At 53.8% G+C, this 17,543-nt stretch carries 18 protein-coding genes; 13 read left to right on the forward strand and 5 right to left on the reverse strand.

Going from position 1 to position 17,543, the window contains the following annotated elements; all coding sequences use genetic code 11:
- Window positions 1–10: 10 nt before the first annotated feature.
- The gene (locus tag ACT3TY_RS00660) at window positions 11–1,426 is read right to left on the reverse strand and encodes an APC family permease (protein WP_441677390.1); all 1,416 of its coding nucleotides are present in this window, start codon (window positions 1,424–1,426) and stop codon (window positions 11–13) included.
- Window positions 1,427–1,662: 236 nt separating this feature from the next.
- On the opposite strand from ACT3TY_RS00660, the gene ACT3TY_RS00665 reads away from it, so the two are divergent.
- The 6 genes from ACT3TY_RS00665 (at window position 1,663) to ACT3TY_RS00690 (ending at window position 7,285) form a co-directional block, all read left to right on the forward strand.
- A complete protein-coding gene (locus ACT3TY_RS00665) occupies window positions 1,663–3,084 on the forward strand; it encodes an aminotransferase-like domain-containing protein (protein WP_441677388.1) in 1,422 nt (473 codons plus the stop codon).
- A gap of 131 nt (window positions 3,085–3,215) precedes the next feature.
- The gene (locus ACT3TY_RS00670; protein ID WP_444627090.1) at window positions 3,216–3,896 is read left to right on the forward strand and encodes a transglycosylase SLT domain-containing protein; all 681 of its coding nucleotides are present in this window, start codon (window positions 3,216–3,218) and stop codon (window positions 3,894–3,896) included.
- Window positions 3,897–3,907: 11 nt separating this feature from the next.
- Window positions 3,908–4,648, forward strand: a complete 741-nt coding sequence (locus tag ACT3TY_RS00675; protein ID WP_444627091.1) for a TSUP family transporter — start codon at window positions 3,908–3,910, stop codon at window positions 4,646–4,648.
- 145 nt (window positions 4,649–4,793) lie between these two features.
- The gene (locus ACT3TY_RS00680) at window positions 4,794–5,165 is read left to right on the forward strand and encodes a hypothetical protein (protein ID WP_172117878.1); all 372 of its coding nucleotides are present in this window, start codon (window positions 4,794–4,796) and stop codon (window positions 5,163–5,165) included.
- Window positions 5,166–5,394: 229 nt separating this feature from the next.
- On the forward strand, window positions 5,395–6,513 hold the full coding sequence (locus tag ACT3TY_RS00685) for an alkene reductase (RefSeq protein ID WP_444627092.1): 1,119 nt from the start codon (window positions 5,395–5,397) through the stop codon (window positions 6,511–6,513).
- Between the two features lie 166 nt (window positions 6,514–6,679).
- Window positions 6,680–7,285, forward strand: a complete 606-nt coding sequence (locus ACT3TY_RS00690) for a cell division protein ZipA C-terminal FtsZ-binding domain-containing protein (protein WP_441677380.1) — start codon at window positions 6,680–6,682, stop codon at window positions 7,283–7,285.
- A 44-nt stretch (window positions 7,286–7,329) separates the two neighbouring features.
- Here ACT3TY_RS00690 and ACT3TY_RS00695 read toward each other — a convergent pair whose 3' ends face one another.
- Window positions 7,330–8,919, reverse strand: coding sequence for an ABC-F family ATPase (locus tag ACT3TY_RS00695; protein WP_441677378.1), 1,590 nt, complete (start codon window positions 8,917–8,919; stop codon window positions 7,330–7,332).
- 83 nt (window positions 8,920–9,002) lie between these two features.
- On the reverse strand, window positions 9,003–9,866 hold the full coding sequence (locus ACT3TY_RS00700; RefSeq protein WP_441677376.1) for a sirohydrochlorin chelatase: 864 nt from the start codon (window positions 9,864–9,866) through the stop codon (window positions 9,003–9,005).
- Window positions 9,867–9,930: 64 nt separating this feature from the next.
- Here ACT3TY_RS00700 and ACT3TY_RS00705 point away from each other — a divergent pair, with 64 nt between their 5' ends.
- Window positions 9,931–10,530: a gamma-glutamylcyclotransferase gene (locus ACT3TY_RS00705; protein WP_444627093.1), complete on the forward strand. Its 600-nt coding sequence runs from the start codon at window positions 9,931–9,933 to the stop codon at window positions 10,528–10,530.
- Window positions 10,531–10,553: 23 nt separating this feature from the next.
- Here the strand turns inward: ACT3TY_RS00705 and ACT3TY_RS00710 are convergent, their stop codons facing one another.
- Window positions 10,554–11,081 (reverse strand): HPP family protein, encoded by a 528-nt coding sequence (locus tag ACT3TY_RS00710; RefSeq protein ID WP_441677372.1) that lies wholly within the window; start codon window positions 11,079–11,081, stop codon window positions 10,554–10,556.
- A 174-nt stretch (window positions 11,082–11,255) separates the two neighbouring features.
- Window positions 11,256–11,549 (reverse strand): hypothetical protein, encoded by a 294-nt coding sequence (locus ACT3TY_RS00715; protein ID WP_087110915.1) that lies wholly within the window; start codon window positions 11,547–11,549, stop codon window positions 11,256–11,258.
- Between the two features lie 192 nt (window positions 11,550–11,741).
- Between ACT3TY_RS00715 and ACT3TY_RS00720 the strand changes: the two genes are divergently transcribed.
- The 6 genes from ACT3TY_RS00720 to ACT3TY_RS00745 all read left to right on the forward strand — a co-directional run bounded on the left by ACT3TY_RS00720 (window position 11,742) and on the right by ACT3TY_RS00745 (window position 17,304).
- A complete protein-coding gene (locus ACT3TY_RS00720; protein ID WP_444627094.1) occupies window positions 11,742–12,668 on the forward strand; it encodes a LysR family transcriptional regulator in 927 nt (308 codons plus the stop codon).
- A gap of 125 nt (window positions 12,669–12,793) precedes the next feature.
- The gene (gene dctP, locus ACT3TY_RS00725; protein WP_444627095.1) at window positions 12,794–13,828 is read left to right on the forward strand and encodes a TRAP transporter substrate-binding protein DctP; all 1,035 of its coding nucleotides are present in this window, start codon (window positions 12,794–12,796) and stop codon (window positions 13,826–13,828) included.
- Window positions 13,829–13,902: 74 nt separating this feature from the next.
- Window positions 13,903–14,394, forward strand: coding sequence for a TRAP transporter small permease (locus ACT3TY_RS00730; RefSeq protein ID WP_444627096.1), 492 nt, complete (start codon window positions 13,903–13,905; stop codon window positions 14,392–14,394).
- The gene (locus tag ACT3TY_RS00735; protein ID WP_441677364.1) at window positions 14,391–15,668 is read left to right on the forward strand and encodes a TRAP transporter large permease; all 1,278 of its coding nucleotides are present in this window, start codon (window positions 14,391–14,393) and stop codon (window positions 15,666–15,668) included. The genes ACT3TY_RS00730 and ACT3TY_RS00735 overlap by 4 nt, the downstream gene beginning before the upstream one ends.
- A 4-nt stretch (window positions 15,669–15,672) precedes the next feature.
- On the forward strand, window positions 15,673–16,437 hold the full coding sequence (locus tag ACT3TY_RS00740; RefSeq protein WP_441677362.1) for a M15 family metallopeptidase: 765 nt from the start codon (window positions 15,673–15,675) through the stop codon (window positions 16,435–16,437).
- A 105-nt stretch (window positions 16,438–16,542) separates the two neighbouring features.
- Window positions 16,543–17,304: an SDR family NAD(P)-dependent oxidoreductase gene (locus ACT3TY_RS00745; RefSeq protein WP_444627097.1), complete on the forward strand. Its 762-nt coding sequence runs from the start codon at window positions 16,543–16,545 to the stop codon at window positions 17,302–17,304.
- The last annotated feature ends 239 nt before the right edge of the window (window positions 17,305–17,543 follow it).

Raw genomic sequence — 17,543 nt, forward strand, 5'->3', positions numbered from 1 at the left:
GTAGGACGGCTTACAGATCCGCCATCATGTGTCGGTCGCTATAGGCGCGGCCATAGGTGAAGAGCGCATGGATATACAGCGCGATGCCCAGTACCGACCAGCCAGCGAAGATGCTCCACTCTGCACCACTCAACGCGGCCGGGCTGCCCGGCAGGTAGAGACAGGCCATGCCGAAGGACAGAATGATGGCCAGGGTGCCGCAAAGCTTGCCGTGACGGATACGGAACGGTCGCGGCATATCCGGCTCGCGAACGCGCAGCACCATAAAGGAGATGGCTACAAAGAGGTACGCGATCACGATGCCTAGACCTCCGGCGTTAACGATCCACACTAGCGCCGGGCGGCCGAAGAATGGCGCGATGCAGGAAAGAAAGCCCATCAGAAAGATAGCGTTGGTAGGCGTTTTATAGCGTGGATGCAGCTTGCCAAAGGGGGCCGGCAGCATGCCGGCTTTAGCCAGCGCATAGATGGCCCGCGAGCCGCCAATGTAGAACGCGTTCCAACTGGTAATGATGCCCGCGATACCGGCCATGACCATCAGATTGCTGGCCCAGGGAGCGTTAAATAGCGCGCCCATGGCGTCCGGTACACTTAAGGAGCTTGCGGCAAGCTCAGAACTGTCAAGCGCAAGGCTGGTCGCCAGAATGATCAGCGCATACCACACGACCGCCAGAATGACCGAGAGCATCAGCACCTTGCCGATGGCCTTATAAGGAAGATTGATCTCTTCTGCGGCCTGGGGAATCACGTCAAAACCCACAAACAGGAAGGGCACCATGACCAGCACCGCAATGATTCCAGCTACGGTGCCGTTATCGCCATGGGCAAAAAGCGGCAGCATGTTGATGGTTTCACCTTCAAACAAGGCACCAGTCACAAACATCACGCCCGCCAGGAGAATCATGCCGGTAACCACCTTCTGTACCAGCGAGGCGGTCGTAACGCCAAAGTAGTTGATCAGCATCATGGCGAGTGAGCCGCCTACACCTACGGCCACCCAGGTGGCTTTTACTTCCCAGCCGGCAATCGTCCACAGGTGCCCAACGGCGTAATTAGGCGCTAGGTGTTCGATAACCGAGGGCAGTGCGACGGCTTCCAACGCCACCACGCTTAAGTAGCCAAGAATGATCGCCCAGGTGCATAAAAAGGAGGGCAAATGGCCCAGGGCACGATAGCTGTAAACGTGCTCACCGCCCACTTTGGGCATGGCGGAGGCAAGTTCGGCGTAGGTCAGACCCACGAGTACAATGGCTAAACCGCCCACGATAAAGGCTAAAATAGCACCCAGGCTGCCAGCCGATTGAATTGCCGTGCCGGTAAGAACGATCCAGCCCCAGCCAATCATGGCGCCAAAGGCGAGTGCCAATACATCACCACGGGCGAGTACCCGGACGAGCTTATCCTGTTCAGAAGAGGGAGTGTTCATGGCAAGAGTCCTGCAGGTTATTGGATGTTGTCGTTGGCGCTCTATGGCGCAGTATCCTGATACCGTTTAAACGGTATCTAAACACGCTAGCAGGCTGGACGCAGAACGCGTATACACCACTTTTGTGTTTAACTAGACCACTTTTAGCTTGCACCAGATTGGTGCGCAATCGACTCGCGTTAATCGTTTGAAAGCCGGCACTATTAGGGCTTTTGAAGGCGGCAAAGGGGCTTTTAATGGAGCGTGAACAGGTCGTGCACCAACTTGTGCATCTTTATGCACTTCAACCTGAACGGCTGAGCAAGCAGGTGCGTATCGAACAGGCACTGCGCTATGCGATTACCCAGGAGTGGCCTTCGGGGATGCGCTTGCCGGCTCACCGCAAGTTAGCGGAAGGCTTGGGTGTCGCCCGTCAGACGCTGGCATTAGCGATCAATACGCTACTCAACGAAGCGTTGCTTAAAACGGCTCATGGCCAAGGCACCTGGACCCGAAAACCAACGACGAAACCTGCTGTACTTATTCATCAGGAACGCCCGCTTTCCCAACGTGCGCAGAAAGTGCTCCACAGCCCAGGCGCCAGCCTTATCCAAAGCGGGGCTTTTGTGCCCGGCATCCCGGATATCGCCCAGTTCCCCATGCGTAAGTGGCGCCAGCTGTATGCCAGTGTGACCGTGCCGCAAAACGCCTTGCTGCTCTCCTACTCGACCGGCGGCTACGGGCCGTTAAAGCGTGCGATACGCGATTTTTTGGAGCGCTGGCGCAATATTCGCTGCGACATTGATCAGATTATTATTACCGACGGAACGCACAACGGCATTGAACTGTGCGCCGTGGCCTTGGCGGATGTGGGAGATACCGTGATAATGGAATCGCCCTGCTACTGGGGAGCTCGCAACGTATTTACCGCTGCAGGGTTAAATATTGAAATGTTGCCGTGGCAGCCCGGCCAAGGCCATAGCCTGCCCGCAACGTCTGGCCCTGTGCAGCTTACTTATCTCACCGGCTCCCACCACTATCCGCTCAGTGTGCCTACCAGTGCCCACGACAAGCAGCGCCTATGTGATGCGTTAGCGCCTGCGTACATCATTGAAGATGATTACGAGTTCAGCCGCGACGACCATACCAATCTGCTGTTTGATCCACAGTCTGAGCGTCACTTTCTGGTTGGCTCTTTTTCCAAAATGATGTTCCCGGGACTACGGCTGGGCTATTTGGTGGTCCCCCGCCAGTTATCAGGGCCCATGAATCGCCTGCGCAGCGAGCTGTTTCGTGAGGGACGCATGCTGGATCAAGCCGTGCTTGCCCAATTTATTTTCGATGGTGACCTGGATGCTTGGTGCCGCCGTATTCAGCGCGATTATCTTGGCCGACAGCAGGTGGTGCACGACCAGCTACGCACGCTCCCCTTTGTACGGCGTATTTCGCCACCCAGCAGTGCAATTAGTCTGTGCATAGAGTTTGAGTCCTTTATCAACGACGTGCAGCTTGCTCAGGCGTTACTTAAGGAGCATTTAATTGTGCGCCCGCTAAGCCCTGTGTGTGCCAGGCATGATCTTCGTACGGGCCTGGTAATGGGCGTGGGTATGTTGTCAGGCGAAACGCTGGCACGGGAGGCTCAGCGGCTGCGCCGCTGTTTGGAAATCCTGTTACGCTAACGACCAATAACAATCTGATTTTAGTACGTATAAACTCTAGCCCTTAAACAGTATTAGTGTTGGCGGCTATCAATAACACGATTATCAATAGCCCTGTTATCAATGACGCTGTTATCCACAAGGAATTCTGCATGCTCCGCCCTGTTGATAATTTTAACGCTGCGCTTTCATCTTCACTGCTATCACTGCGCAACTGGGGAGGATTAGCGTGTGTGTTGTTGCTCTCTGGCTGTGCGACCTTTGCCCCCAACCCACCTCAAGACCAGAGTAATATTTGCGAAATTTTCCGCGAACAGCCCACCTGGTACGACTACGCACGCGATTCTCAGGAGAAGTGGGGAACGCCCATTGCGACGCAAATGGCGTTTATTCAGCAGGAGTCTTCCTTTAAAAGCCACATTCGTCCTGACCGCAAGTATTACCTGGGCTTTATCCCCGGCCCCCGCCCCTCTTCGGCAAAAGGTTATGCCCAAGCGCAGGACCCGGTATGGGGAGAGTACCGGGAGCAGGCAGGTAGCTTGTTTGCGCGGCGTACCAGCATGAAGCACGCCACCGACTTCATCGGCTGGTACAACCGCCGATCTCAGCAGCAAGCAGGCATTTCATTAACCAATCCTGAGCATCTCTATTACGCCTACCACGAAGGCGCAGGCGGGTATCGACGTGGCACGTACCGAAATAAGCCTCAGGTAATCAACGCAGCACGGCAAATCGTCACTCGCACAAACCGTTATCAATCCCAGCTCAATGCCTGTGAAGCCGAGTTTCAATGCCGCCGCTTTTATCAAGTCTGGCCCTTTTGCCGTAGCTAAGAAGTTTTACTATGTCCCTACTAATCGGTTCGTTCTTTGTTTTTGTAGTTTTTTTTACCTCGATGTTATCGGGTATCTTCGGCATGGCGGGCGGGCTGGTACTGATGTGGTTTCTGCTGCTCGCGTTCCCGGCGGCCAGTGCCATGGCCGTGCATGGGGCCATTCAACTGACCGCTAACGGGTCGCGGGCATGGTTATCGCGGCGGTTTATTGTCTGGCGAACGGTCGCGTTTATGACGCTAGGCGTAGTAAGCGCCGCCGGGCTACTGATGCTGCTCGGCTATAGTGCTAATGCCGCCACGGTGTCACTGTTAATTGGCTTGATGCCCATTCTGGTGTGGATGCCCAAACGTTGGTTCCATCTCAACGCCAACCGAACGAGCCACGCACTGCTTTGCGGCATGGCATCGGGTGGGTTAACCATTGCCGCTGGGGTGTCCGGACCACTGATCGATATCTTCTTTGTACGCTCTCGAATGGACCGTCGTGAAGTGGTGGCCACTAAAGCAATGATTCAGGTGGTCGCGCATAGTATTAAAATTCTCTTTTACCTGAGCGCTGCGTTGGCACTGGGCGCTGGGGATTGGGGCATGGTATTGCTGGCTGCGCCGTTGGCTATCCTGGGCACTCAAGTAGGGACACATGTGTTACATCGCCTTACCGATGCCAACTTCCGTACATGGACACGCTGGATTGTGACCGGTATTGGCATTTTCTATTTTGCCCAAGGGGTGTACTTGTTAAGCCTGTAAACGCGGTCGTTTCTAGGCGGGTACGATAAGGCACATACCATTTATTGACACCTTCATTAACTGGCGCTATCGTCTCGATAGATGAAAATGAGAAACACTCTCTTTCTCTTATCGACGACTTGTTGACGAAGTGCAGGCAAATGACATGACCAGTGAGCAGCGACAGCTTCGCCAAACCCTTGGGTTCTTACGAACCTCGTTCGAGGCGATTCAGCACTCAATTGCAGGACGGCTGGACGACCCGCTGCCCTGCTGGCTGGATACTGGAATGCTTTCGATGCTGGCCGGAGAACTTAACCGCTGCTGCAAAGAGGCCAAACCGCTGTTTGCCCCTCAAGTAGTTGAGCAAATTTTTCTCGCCGCTCAACAGTGCGAGCTACTGCTAAAACAGTGCCCTGGTGTACTCAATAGCGCTATCTGCCACCGGCAGTTAGCCGCGATTATGCTGCCGCTCAACAATGCCCTTCAGCTAATCGTCATACCTCCTAAACGGCGCTGGCCTTGGCAGCGAGATTGAGTTCATCGCGCTCAGGTACATCGTTACTTAGGCACGTCACTAGCCCGGTACGCTGTTAATCAACGGCGCCATCAATGAGTCATCCAACCCCCATCTTTATCAAGGTAGGGTTTTGTTTTATGCCTGGCGACCTCATAACAAACCACAAGGAAGAGTGGTTGGCGCTCACTAGTAAACTGGTCTATTGTATCATCACTTTAAAGCAGTGCACGTAACAGGAGTTAGCTGAATGGCATTTGAAGCACTTTTTACCCCGACTCAACTTGGTAGTCTGTCGATTCCTAACCGCGTCATCATGGCACCGCTCACACGCGCACGCACACCGGATAGCGTGCCAGGCAAACGGCAGCAAGCCTACTATGGGCAACGGGCTGGTTCAGGCCTGATTATTAGTGAAGCAACCAATATCTCTCCCACTGCCCGTGGTTACGTCTACACCCCAGGCATTTGGACCGATGAGCAGGAAGCGGGCTGGAAGGAGGTCGTCAATACGGTGCATGCCAAAGGCGGTCGAATTGCGCTGCAACTTTGGCACGTTGGGCGTGTTTCCCACGAGATGGTGCAACCCAATGGCGAACAGCCGGTCGCGCCCAGTGCGCTTAAAGGTGAAGGCGCCCAGTGTTTTGTTGAGTTTGAAGACGGTAGCGCAGGCCAGTACCCCACCAGCACACCGCGCGCGCTGGAAACCGACGAGATCCCCGGCATTGTGGATGACTACCGCCAGGCGGCGGTGCGTGCCAAGCGTGCGGGTTTCGACATGGTTGAAGTGCACGCGGCCAACGCCTATTTGTTGAACCAGTTCCTGGCCACCGGCACGAACCAGCGTACCGACCAATACGGTGGCTCGCTGGAAAACCGTGCGCGCTTCCCGCTGGAAGTGGTCGATGCCGTTGTTGACGTATTTGGCGCTGACCGGGTTGGCATTCGCATGACGCCGTTTATCGAGCTGTTTGGATTAACCGACGATGAGCCTGAAGCGATGGCGTTCTATATGGCGGATCAGCTTTCCAAGCGTGGCCTTGCCTATTTGCATCTTAACGAGCCCAACTGGGCCGGTGGCGACATTCAGTTCCCTGACGGTTTTCGCGAGCAGGTGCGTGAGCGCTTTAGCGGCAGCCTGATCTACTGCGGTAACTATAACGCCGAACGTGCCGAGGCCCTGCTCGGTTCAGGCAACGCTGAGGCCGCCGCCTTTGGCCGTCCGTATATCGCCAACCCCGACCTGGCAGAGCGCTTTTATCAGAACGCACCATTGAACGAGCCTGATCACGCCACCTTCTACGGTGGCGACGAGAAAGGCTATACCGATTACCCGTTTATGGATAACGGTTATGATCGTATTGGTTAATACGCCGACGTAAATGCGTGTTCATAACAGCAAAAAGCACCACTTGTGTGGTGCTTTTTGCATATATATTCATGTTAGAACGCTGTTACTATAAAAGCTCTGATTACCAGGTCACGTCTTTTAAACGCTATAACTGCCGCTGCTTTTTAAACTGGATTGAATGCCGATGGATAATAATAACACCACTGTATTACTACTTTCTGTGGCCTCATTGCTACTGGCTGGCATTGCTACCGCTATTTTTATCTACATTGTGGTGCCTTGGCATAAGCGTCGGCGCGCCCGCGCTATTGCACGCAAAATAGCGGCTAAAGCCGCCGCAACCCCGCCAACGCCTGAACCTGCCGTTGAGCCAGAAGCAGCGGCCAAGCCCGCCCAAACGTTTAAACAGCATTCGCTGTTTATTCTTTTTAATCAGCCGGGAGAGAGTACTGACCAGCGTTTGGCCGAGTGGCTGAAAAGCCATAATGCCCAGTACGATTCGCTCAAGCATGTGTTCTTGATTAGCGGCCAACAGCCTGCCAACCCCATCACCGTCACGAATGCTTTTTTGCCTGGTGAGCTGCCCGACTTGTACCGGGATGAGCAAGGCACGGAAGCGGTGCGGGGTATCAGCTTGATCGTTAAACCACCGCTGCACAAACGCCGCAATCAGCAGATGTACGTGTATGTGGAGCTGGCCAAAGAAGTAGGCAGCCTTTTAAACGCGGATGTATTGGATATCCACCACCAGCCGGTAACGGAAGCGACCTATGCCTCCATTATCGGCTGATGAGTTCACGCTCAATGCCTTAGCCGTTGATGATCGCGCGCTGTTTACACCACGCCCTGGCTACGCAGGTAATCGTCATAGCTGCCGCTGAAGTCGACAATGCCATCGGGCTGCATATCGATAATACGTGTGGCGAGCGACGACACGAACTCACGGTCGTGGCTGACAAACATCAGCGTACCGGGATAGTTTTCCAGCGCGAGGTTTAGCGCCTCAATGGATTCCATATCCAGGTGGTTGGTCGGCTCATCCATCAGCAGAACGTTAGGATTAGTCAGGGTTAACTTGCCAAACAGCATGCGCCCCTGTTCACCGCCGGAAATGACCTTGATGGACTTTCCAATATCGTCGCTTGAGAACAGCATGCGCCCCAGCGCACCGCGTACGACTTGCTCGCCCCCCTGGGTCCACTGTCCCATCCACTCGAAGAGCGTCATATCGACGGCAAAGTCATCGGCATGATCCTGGGCAAAGACGCCGACTTCGGCCGCATCAGTCCACTTCACTTCGCCTTTATCGGGGCGCAAATCGCCCGCCAAGGTTTTCAGCAGGGTCGTTTTGCCGATACCGTTGGGGCCGATGATCGCAATACGCTCACCCGCTTCGACGGACATGGAGAAGCGCTCAAACAGCGGCGCACCGTCATCGTAGCCTTTGGTGATCGCATCCACGTTGACCGCATTACGGTGAATCTTCTTGTTCTGGTCAAAGCGGATAAACGGACTTACCCGGCTGGAAGGCTTGATGTCTTCGAGCTTGATTTTATCGATCTGGCGCGCCCGCGAGGTGGCCTGCTTGGCTTTCGAGGCGTTCGCCGAAAAGCGGCTAACAAACTGCTGAAGCTCGGCAATTTGGGCTTTTTTCTTGGCGTTATCCGAATGTTGACGCTCACGCGCAGCGGTTGCTGCCGTCATGTAGTCGTCATAGTTACCCGGGAACAGAGTGATCTCACCATAATCCAGGTCCGCCATATGCGTACATACGCTGTTCAGGAAGTGGCGGTCGTGAGAGATGATAATCATGGTGCTGTTACGCGCCGTCAGAATATCTTCCAGCCACCGGATCGTGTTGATATCCAGGTGGTTGGTAGGCTCGTCGAGCAGCAGTACATCAGGGTCAGAAAACAGTGCCTGGGCAAGCAGCACGCGCAGCTTCCAACCGGGAGCCACTTCACTCATTGGGCCGGTATGCTGCTCAATGGGAATTCCCAGGCCCAGAAGCAGTTCACCGGCGCGGGATTCGGCAGTGTAGCCATCCAGCTCAGCGAAGCGCACTTCCAGGTCGGCCACGGCCATACCGTCTTCTTCGCTCATTTCCGGCAGGCTGTAGATGCGTTCGCGTTCCGCTGCAACCTTCCAAAGCTCGGTATTGCCCATGATCACAGTGTCGATGACCCGCTCATTCTCATAGGCGAACTGGTCCTGGCGCAGCTTGCCCAGCCGCGTGCTGTTATCCAGCATGACCTGGCCAGAGGTTGGTTCAAGCTCGCCACCCAGAATCTTCATAAAGGTCGACTTGCCGCAACCGTTAGCGCCAATCAGACCGTAGCGATTGCCGTTGTTGAATTTGACGGAGACGTTCTCGAACAGAGGCTTGGCCCCGAACTGCATGGTGATATTGGCGGTTGCGATCAAGATGGTGACCCTGGTTAGCGGAGTAATTGCGCGTACAAAGGCTCGCGATTCTACGCGCTCTTGGGCAACGTTACACCCTTCGCCTAACGCAGTGTGCTATCGGGCGCGGGCAGTTCCAGCAGAAAGCGTTGCCCATCAAGCGCTTGGCATAGCCGAGAGTGCAAAATATCGACAATACCGGAATGTTCACCGACCAGCCTTGTGGTCACAACATTAAGCGTAGGGTGACGCTGTTGAGCGTCCTGGCAAATCTCGGCAATATCACCCTCTTCCCCTGCATGCCTGCCCGGTGAGAGAAACAGCATCGCCAGAACGACCGGCCCATCGTGAAAATCAGGGTTATCCAGCAGATTTTGCAACAGCGGCTCGTTAAAGCGATACGCCTCACCTTCACGCCGTTCCATGGACGCTGCGGCCACGCAAGCAACCTCATCCGCTAACAGCACGCTCAACTGCCCGGCCAGCCGATTGCGCACGGCCGTAACTTCAGGAATAGGGCTGCCATGGTCGACAAGCGCAACCCGGGGGCGCGTATCGTTAAGATGCTCGCGTACGTTGTCAGCCAACAGCCTGGCCAGCCGCAGATCGTTATCCCCCCGTTCGTCCACCAACGGCTGAGCGACTCGCACACTCACGTGAGGAAAGCGCGCTTGTAGGGTCGCCATACGTTCGGGTAGATAGTCGGTCAAGGCCTTACTTGGCCCAAAAAAGAACGGCAAAACGATGATCTCGGTAGCCCCTTGCTCCGCGCTGCGCTCGGCGGCAGGCCCAAGGGTAAGTGCGGGAGTGCCCTCTAGTTCATCAGCCGGGATTTTATGGGAGTGGAGCAGTGACGCGGCGCACACCGTCTCGCCTGTTTGTTGGCTGAGCAAGGCCGCTATACGGCGTAAATTGCGGGTGGCGGCCGGGCGTAATGAGCCATTATCGACCAGAAAAATAGCGCGCATGAGTGCTCCAGGGGAGAGTGCCTGGTCATGTTACCATGGCATTTTAAACCACGTGACGGGGCCCATGTTGATCGATACTACTGCCATCAACCAGCAGCGCCACTGCTTCGATGCAGATGCGGAAATCTGGATTTTCGGGTACGGATCGCTGATCTGGAAAGCGGGTTTTCCCTTCCTGGAAAAACGCAGTGCTTATATTACCGGTTGGGAACGCCGCTTCTGGCAAGGTTCCCATGATCATCGTGGCACGCTGGAAGCGCCTGGTCGCGTAGTCACTCTCACGCCTGTCCCAGGGGCTATTTGCCACGGCATGGCCTACCGCATTACTCACGAGACGTTAGCGCCATTGGATCATCGCGAGAAAAATGGCTACTTGCGCGAGTTAACGCCCCTGTTTTTTACGGACAATTTTACGGACAGTGACTCAAGCACTAACGAGGGTGATCAAGCGCAAACGCAAGGGCTGGTGTATCTGGCAACCGACGATAATCCCGCCTTTCTGGGCCCAGCGCCGCTTGATGATATGGCCCGCCAGATTGCTCACGCGTCTGGCCCTAGCGGCCCCAACCGTGACTACCTGGTTAACCTGGCCCAGGCACTGCGGTATTTAAACGTCGATGATGCGCATATTTTCGCGCTGGAGCAGCAGTTAAACCGCCTTTAGTTGCACTATCAATCGTACGGACACTACCAATAGCGCGGATAGCGGCGATGGCGTGCCAGGTTATTAACCAAAATTGCGATCGCCAGCATCACCACACAGCCCATGCCGATGGGCAGCAGCGGGTACCACCAGCCCAGATTATGCACACTGGCACCGCCACCTACCGCAATAAGCGCCGCAGCAGCACCGGGCGGATGCACCGTATGGGTTAATTGCATAATCAGAATGGAAAGCGACACCGAAAGCGCCATGGAAAGAGGCGTTGCCCCCAAAAGCTGGTAACAGCCCACCCCAATACACGCTGACAGGACACTGCCAAACAGCACATGGCTGGGCTGCGCAAACGGACTTTCCGGTGCGGCATAGATCAGTACCGACGTTGCCCCAAACGAACCCACAATCAGCAACTGCTGGGAAAGCCATGCCGAGCTTAACCAGCAAATCACCGCCATACCGGTAAATGCGCCCAACCATGACCATACAGCATCCTGCCAACCTACCCGATTGCGCTGAATACGTTCGCCCCGCATTTTGCCAAGATACGTTTTCATCTCGCTCTCATTGCACTAAAGAAGTGCGAAATGATGGCAAATTGCACCAAATAGGCAAATGATAAATGGTCATAGCGTTATGAATACGTTTCAAAACATTAACGAGAGAAACGATTAACGCCATTAATACAGATACTTAGCAAGCTTACTTAAGCATCTTAATACTGAGACTGATTACATAATGAGCCAAGAAAGAATAAATAGCGCCAACAAAATCCGTACAATGGCGCCAAACAGTGACCCGCGCAGCAGCGCTCGCACACCACCCCACAATAGATAAAGCCCGATGATTAACACCAGAAGGCTAAAAAATGACGCGTTGATCCCCAGCGAACGACTGAGCCCATCGACAAACTCTTCAAGGGCACCGAAGAAGTTGGTAAAAATAGCCAATAGGAACTCAACCACTGTACGAATTACATCGCCGATGGTTTCCCCCACCCTGTCAAAAAAACCGTTTGCCTGCATGCAATATCCCCAAACGTAACCATCGTGTTGGTTGGCATTGTCAGCTAAAACCCTGCAACGGGCAAAATAATGCGCTCATTTACAAGGAGAGTATTGCTCCTAAAGGGGAAAGCTGCCCTGTTTCCATTTTATCCACTGTAGTCTCTGATAAGCTGCTAATTCATCATCCACTTTTTCTAACGGCTACTCTCAATGCTCAACCAGCGCGCTCTGAACTATCTTAATGAGGTAATTCGCAGAGGTTCGCTGCGCCGTGCAGCAGCTTACTTGGATGTCGATGCGTCGGCGCTTAGCCGGCAAATAAAGGCGTTGGAAGAGGAGCTGGGCGTCAAGCTGTGCGAGCGCCACGGCGGCGGCATGCGCACCACCCAAGCCGGACAACTATTGGTACACCATTTTCATACCCAGCGGGCTCAGGAAGAGGCTGTTTTATCACAGTTAATGGAACTGCAAGGGTTGACGCGCGGAGATGTACGTATCGCCGTAGGTGAGGGATTTATCGCTGACTTGATCGCCAAGCCTCTGGGTGACTTTATGTCGACGTTTAATGGCATTAATGTCGAGATCCGGATGGCCGGAGTCAATGAGGCAATATCACTGCTTAAGGATCGCGAAGTAGAACTTGCGCTACTCTACGCCCCCCCGGTTGACCCAGCACTCTATTGTCATGTGGAAACCTGTCAGCCGCTGGATCTAATTGTGCCTCCTGGCCATCCACTTTGCACGTTGCACCGCCCTATCAACTTGAACGATTTACTCCCTTGGCCGCTAGGCCTTATGGATAACCCTTTTGGGATGCGCCAAATGGTCAACATGGTGGCCCACCATGAGCGCGTTCACCTTGAGGCGCGCCTCCATACAAATTCGGTAGCCGTACTCAAGAACTTTGTACGCTCAGGCATTGGTGTCACCTTCATGCCCGAACTCACTATTATTGATGAGATTGAGCGTAACGAAATTACTAGTCTGCCCATGAAATATTCATTGATGAATGATGCGCGTGCACAGATTGTCAGCCTCCTAGGCCAAGAACTCACTGTTGCCGGGCATGCCTGCGTGAAACACCTTAATAAAGGCATGCGTTTTTTTTCCAGTAATGCGCCCCGCCTGTTGCATTAAAGACAACACTTTAAGTATTGAATAGTCAACACATCAATGCTTAGTCTTCTTACGTCAATCATAAAAACACTCTAGCAAGATACATCCTGATAACTGCCGTTTATATTATAAACAAGGAGATCTTAATGTTAACGTCTCACTTTATGCCCAAATTACTTACGGGCGCATGTATGCTTGGTTCTGTACTGCTGATCGGAAACGCGTGTGCCGCCACGAGCATTAACTTGAGCTATAACGGTGCTCCGGATCCTGAGAAAAATGCAGTTCACGTATTTGCCACCAACCTAAAAGAGCTTGTCGAAGAGAAAACCAACGACGCGATCAAACTGCAACTTTTCCCAAACAGCATGCTGGGCGGAGAAGAGGAACGCATGGAGCAGACAATGAATACGCCCATGCTCAATATCGCATCGTTTGCGGGCGTCTCCCCTCTGGCCGATGAGATATTTGTGAGCGCCATTCCGTTTCTGTTTGAAGATTTCGATGCGGCCCGTACATTTTTCGATGAAGGTGATTACTGGTTAGCCTTAAGCGACACTCTTCAAGACCGAGCGGGTATAGACATGCTCGCCGTTGTAGAAGAGGGCGGATTCCTGGCATTTACCAACAGCGAACGGCCAATCAGCCATCCGGATGATTTCAAAGGCCTACGCTTCAGAGCAATGGACCCAAGCCAAGTCGCCCTCTATGAGTCCTTTGGCGCATCGGGCACGCCCATCCCTTGGACAGAAACTTACATGGCGCTGCGCACTGGTGTTGCCAACGGCCAGATGAATCCGCCGATGTATATCGCGCTTGCTAGTCTCTATGAAGTGCAGGACTACCTGACGCTTGCCAATATTCAATACTCCGACCAATTCCTGGTGGGCAATAGCGCGATGATCGCTGGCTGGGACGATGAGTTACGCTCGGCGTTTATGGAAGCGGTGAACGAAGCCAACCAGAATGCCCGTGAAGCCAATGAGTCCCAGGTAGACTCGCGTATCGCCTACCTTGAGGAGCAGGGCATGGAGGTGATTCGCCCCTCAGAAGAGGATCTGGAAGCATTTCGTACCGTGGGTCAGCCCGCCTATCTGGCGTGGCTGGCGGAGCGTGGCATTGGTCAAAACTGGATAGATATGGCGCTTGAAGATGCCGACATGGGTGAGTTCAACGATTAACCAGCTGCTTGACGCGTAATTATCGGGGCCGATTAATGTCGGCCCTTCCCTTTCGTGTTGTCGGGAATATCATCATGTTGACCACGCTTCGCCACTATATACTGGCCATTAGCCGCCCGGTCACGCTTACCCTAGCTGGGTTGCTACTATCAGTGAATGTGCTCGCCATTCTATACGGCGTCTTTACCCGCTATATCGCAGGCGGTGCTCCCATCTGGACCGACGAGCTGTCACGCTTTTTGATTATTGCTACCGTAATGATCGCCGCTGGCGCCGTATGGTCTGAAGGTGGACATATGCGGGTTGGTCTGCTGGAACGGCTCTTGCCGGCGCCATTGGCACGTCTTTTAAACCTGTACCAATGGCTGCTTACACTATTTCTAGCCGTCGGTGGCACTTGGGTCAGCTACCGCTACGCACTATCGGTTAATATGTTTACTACATCGGGTCTCGGTATCAGCCGCTCAGTACCCCTGCTTTCCTTGCCATTGGGATTTGCCCTGCTGGCTTGGCATATCCTGCTCTATGGTCCCGCCCCGCTTAAAACCGTGGAGGACAGGGCATGATTATTACCATGCTGGGCGTTTTTTTAGTCCATGTGCTACTCGGTTTACCACTATTTATTTCGCTGCTGGTTACAGCGCTGGTTGGCTTTATGTTTGTCGACCCCTCCATGATTCCACGTATGATGCCGCAGCAGTTTTTTGGTGGCATCAACGTTTTTTCCTTGATGGCGATTCCGCTATTCATCTTGGCAGGTAATCTGATGAATGCTAGCGGCCTGACAGAACGCCTGATGGGCCTTGCGCGGCTATTGGTCGGCCATCTGCGCGGAGGCATGGGGCATGTCAACGTGGTATCTAGCGTTTTCTTCGCTGGCGTTAACGGCTCCGCCGTGGCAGACACCTCTGCGCTCGGCTCGTTGCTGGTGCCGGCCATGGAGAAAGAAGGCTATTCACGGGCGTTTGCAGCCGGTTTGACAGCAGGCAGCTCGTTAATCGGTCCGATTATACCACCCAGCATCTTCATGATTCTGTATGCATCGCTAACCAACACCTCAGTAGGGGATCTGTTTCTAGCCGGTATTATACCGGGCCTTCTGCTAGGCATTGCCTTCATGAGCATGAATGCTTGGTACGCTTGGCGTCACAGACTGCCTAAAAGTGGCAATTTGCCGTCACTGTATCAGCTGCTGATTGCCTTTATTGTCGCCCTTCCAGCGCTAGTGGCACCTTTTATTATCGTTGCAGGCATTGTTCTAGGATTTGTGACGCCTACCGAGTCCGGAGCGCTTACAGCGCTTTATGTCGGGCTATGCGGTGTGGTATTGGGTAATTTACACCTGCGCCACTGCTGGCAGGCAATAGCAGATACTGCGCGTCTTACAAGCGCCATTTTTCTGATCATGGCCGCCTCAGCAACCATCAGTTGGTTACTTTCCTACGCTCAGGTGCCCGCGCAGTTTGTCTCTCTGCTTACGCCCTATATCGACAATGCTGTCATGATATTACTCCTGCTTAGTGTGATTACCTTCCTGACGGGCATGTTCATGGAAGAGGTATCAGCTCTGATGCTGCTAACTCCTATCTTTGCACCGGTCGCCATGATGGCAGGTATCGACCCGGTGCACCTAGGTGTAATTATTACACTGAATATTACAATCGCCTTAATCACTCCGCCCTTGGGTGCCTGTGTTTTCGTAGCCGCCGCGGTCAGCCGACTGGAAATTGTCTCATTATTCAGAACAATCTGGCCCTTTGTACTAACGGCTATCGCCGTGCTGTTGCTAATTATTTTTTTCCCTGCGCTAGCACTGTGGCTACCCACCTCTTTTGGATAAGACAATGTCTGCATATTTGCTCTCTGATAAGGCCTTGTCGCCGATTCCAAGCCATCCTGCTCCTCACTGGGAGCAGGTGAGCCGCCTGCCAATTGCCGATAATGGAGAACGCCTGCTTCCCATGAGTCTGGCCTCGCCATCGGTTCGCGTCTTCCCCGCCTATGCCCGGTTGGGTATACCCGGCGCCGTGAACGAATGCTTTGTACGTGAAGGTGTCTACCGCGCGCTGGTAGCTGCTGCTCGTAGCCTGCCCAAAGATATCGGGCTGATTGTGCTAGACGGCTGGCGCCCTTGGCGGGTTCAACAGTATCTATTCGAAACGCTACAGGAGGCGATTCGTCATCGTGAACCTACGCTGAGCGATAGCGAGCTTTTATGCCGCACCCGCGAGTTTGTCTCAATACCTAGCCGGGATAGCAGTGCTCCCAGCCCTCACTTAACAGGAGGGGCGGTTGACATCACACTCTGCGGCTTGGATGGTGTGCCGTTAGATATGGGCACACTGTTTGATGAGACGCTGCCAGCTTCACATACGGATCATTTTGAACAACTGGGAAGCCTTAATGAATCGCAGCGTCAAGCCCGGGGCCATAGGCGCTTGCTCTACCACACTATGGCCGCCCAAGGGTTTACTAACTTACCTAGTGAGTGGTGGCATTACGACTTAGGCGATCAGCTCTGGGGGCATTATTCAGGCCAAAGCAGCGCTCACTACGGTCCGGCCGAGCTTGATACCATCGAGAATCGCTGGCGTCGTCAGTTGGGCTAATCTATTGGCATCAAGCAAATAGCCATTAAGCCTTCAAGAAGCCAAGCAAAACAGGCTACATTAGGGCTGAATCTATTGTGTCCGCCCAATAAAGGAGTCTTCGCAATGCCCAGCGTTTTAATTACCGGTGCAACATCCGGCTTTGGTAAGGCCGCCGCCATGCGTTTTGCAAAAGCAGGCTGGTCATTGATTGTGACAGGCCGCCGGGAAGAGCGCTTGAAAGCGCTTGAGAGCGAGCTTTCACAGCAGGTGCCGGTCTTAACCCTGACACTTGATGTACGCGATAGCGACGCGGTCACCAACGCTATCAGCAATTTACCTGAGCACTTTTTGCCGCTCACCTGCCTGATCAATAATGCAGGCTTGGCACTGGCGCCCGAGCCTGCGCAGCAGGTCGACCTCAACGACTGGCATACCATGATTGATACCAACATCACCGGGCTGGTCAACGTCACTCACGCCGCGATGCCACTGCTACTGGCGCATGGTAAAGGTGCCAGCATCTTGAATCTTGGTTCTGTGGCAGGCCAGTGGCCTTACCCTGGCGGCCATGTATACGGCGCCTCCAAAGCGTTTGTTCAACAGTTTAGCTACAACCTGCGCTGCGATTTATTAGGCACTGGCGTACGGGTTACCGACCTTGCCCCGGGCCTGGCGGAAACCGAATTCACCCTGGTGCGCACGAAAGGCAATCAGGAAGCCTCCGATGCTCTGTATCGCGGTACTGCGCCGCTTCAGGCCGAAGATATTGCCGAGCAGCTCTACTATCTCGCCACGCTGCCCGCACATATTAATATTAATCGCCTGGAAATCATGCCCGTGCGCCAGGCATGGTCGCCACTTAATGTTGACCGCGACCCTGTATAACATCGCAATCCACTAACACGCGTCTGCTTTTTATGCTGCTGCACGGGTGATACAACGCTTCTCCTTCACCAGTGTTCACTCGTACAGCAGCCCTCTTATTAGGCTTCTCTGCCTGTCCTTTTTTGCTGGCTAACCCGCTATTCTCACGCGCTTTTCTCCAAGCCTTCACCTTATGTCTACCCCTGCCATGCTTGACCTAAATATTTTAAACCTCTATTTGTTATATATAACAAAGCGCC

It is taken from the genome of Halomonas sp. AOP22-C1-8, from assembly GCF_052378905.1.
Taxonomy (GTDB): Bacteria; Pseudomonadota; Gammaproteobacteria; order Pseudomonadales; family Halomonadaceae; genus Vreelandella; species Vreelandella citrativorans.

Bases quoted from the DNA above. Each gene is read 5' to 3' on its own strand.
- ACT3TY_RS00660 (WP_441677390.1), bottom strand. From the start codon at position 1,426: ATGAACACTCCCTCTTCTGAACAGGATAAGCTCGTCCGGGTACTCGCC.
- ACT3TY_RS00665 (WP_441677388.1), top strand. From the start codon at position 1,663: ATGGAGCGTGAACAGGTCGTGCACCAACTTGTGCATCTTTATGCACTT.
- ACT3TY_RS00670 (WP_444627090.1), top strand. From the start codon at position 3,216: ATGCTCCGCCCTGTTGATAATTTTAACGCTGCGCTTTCATCTTCACTG.
- ACT3TY_RS00675 (WP_444627091.1), top strand. From the start codon at position 3,908: ATGTCCCTACTAATCGGTTCGTTCTTTGTTTTTGTAGTTTTTTTTACC.
- ACT3TY_RS00680 (WP_172117878.1), top strand. From the start codon at position 4,794: ATGACCAGTGAGCAGCGACAGCTTCGCCAAACCCTTGGGTTCTTACGA.
- ACT3TY_RS00685 (WP_444627092.1), top strand. From the start codon at position 5,395: ATGGCATTTGAAGCACTTTTTACCCCGACTCAACTTGGTAGTCTGTCG.
- ACT3TY_RS00690 (WP_441677380.1), top strand. From the start codon at position 6,680: ATGGATAATAATAACACCACTGTATTACTACTTTCTGTGGCCTCATTG.
- ACT3TY_RS00700 (WP_441677376.1), bottom strand. From the start codon at position 9,866: ATGCGCGCTATTTTTCTGGTCGATAATGGCTCATTACGCCCGGCCGCC.
- ACT3TY_RS00705 (WP_444627093.1), top strand. From the start codon at position 9,931: ATGTTGATCGATACTACTGCCATCAACCAGCAGCGCCACTGCTTCGAT.
- ACT3TY_RS00710 (WP_441677372.1), bottom strand. From the start codon at position 11,081: ATGAAAACGTATCTTGGCAAAATGCGGGGCGAACGTATTCAGCGCAAT.
- ACT3TY_RS00715 (WP_087110915.1), bottom strand. From the start codon at position 11,549: ATGCAGGCAAACGGTTTTTTTGACAGGGTGGGGGAAACCATCGGCGAT.
- ACT3TY_RS00720 (WP_444627094.1), top strand. From the start codon at position 11,742: ATGCTCAACCAGCGCGCTCTGAACTATCTTAATGAGGTAATTCGCAGA.
- dctP (WP_444627095.1), top strand. From the start codon at position 12,794: ATGTTAACGTCTCACTTTATGCCCAAATTACTTACGGGCGCATGTATG.
- ACT3TY_RS00730 (WP_444627096.1), top strand. From the start codon at position 13,903: ATGTTGACCACGCTTCGCCACTATATACTGGCCATTAGCCGCCCGGTC.
- ACT3TY_RS00735 (WP_441677364.1), top strand. From the start codon at position 14,391: ATGATTATTACCATGCTGGGCGTTTTTTTAGTCCATGTGCTACTCGGT.
- ACT3TY_RS00740 (WP_441677362.1), top strand. From the start codon at position 15,673: ATGTCTGCATATTTGCTCTCTGATAAGGCCTTGTCGCCGATTCCAAGC.
- ACT3TY_RS00745 (WP_444627097.1), top strand. From the start codon at position 16,543: ATGCCCAGCGTTTTAATTACCGGTGCAACATCCGGCTTTGGTAAGGCC.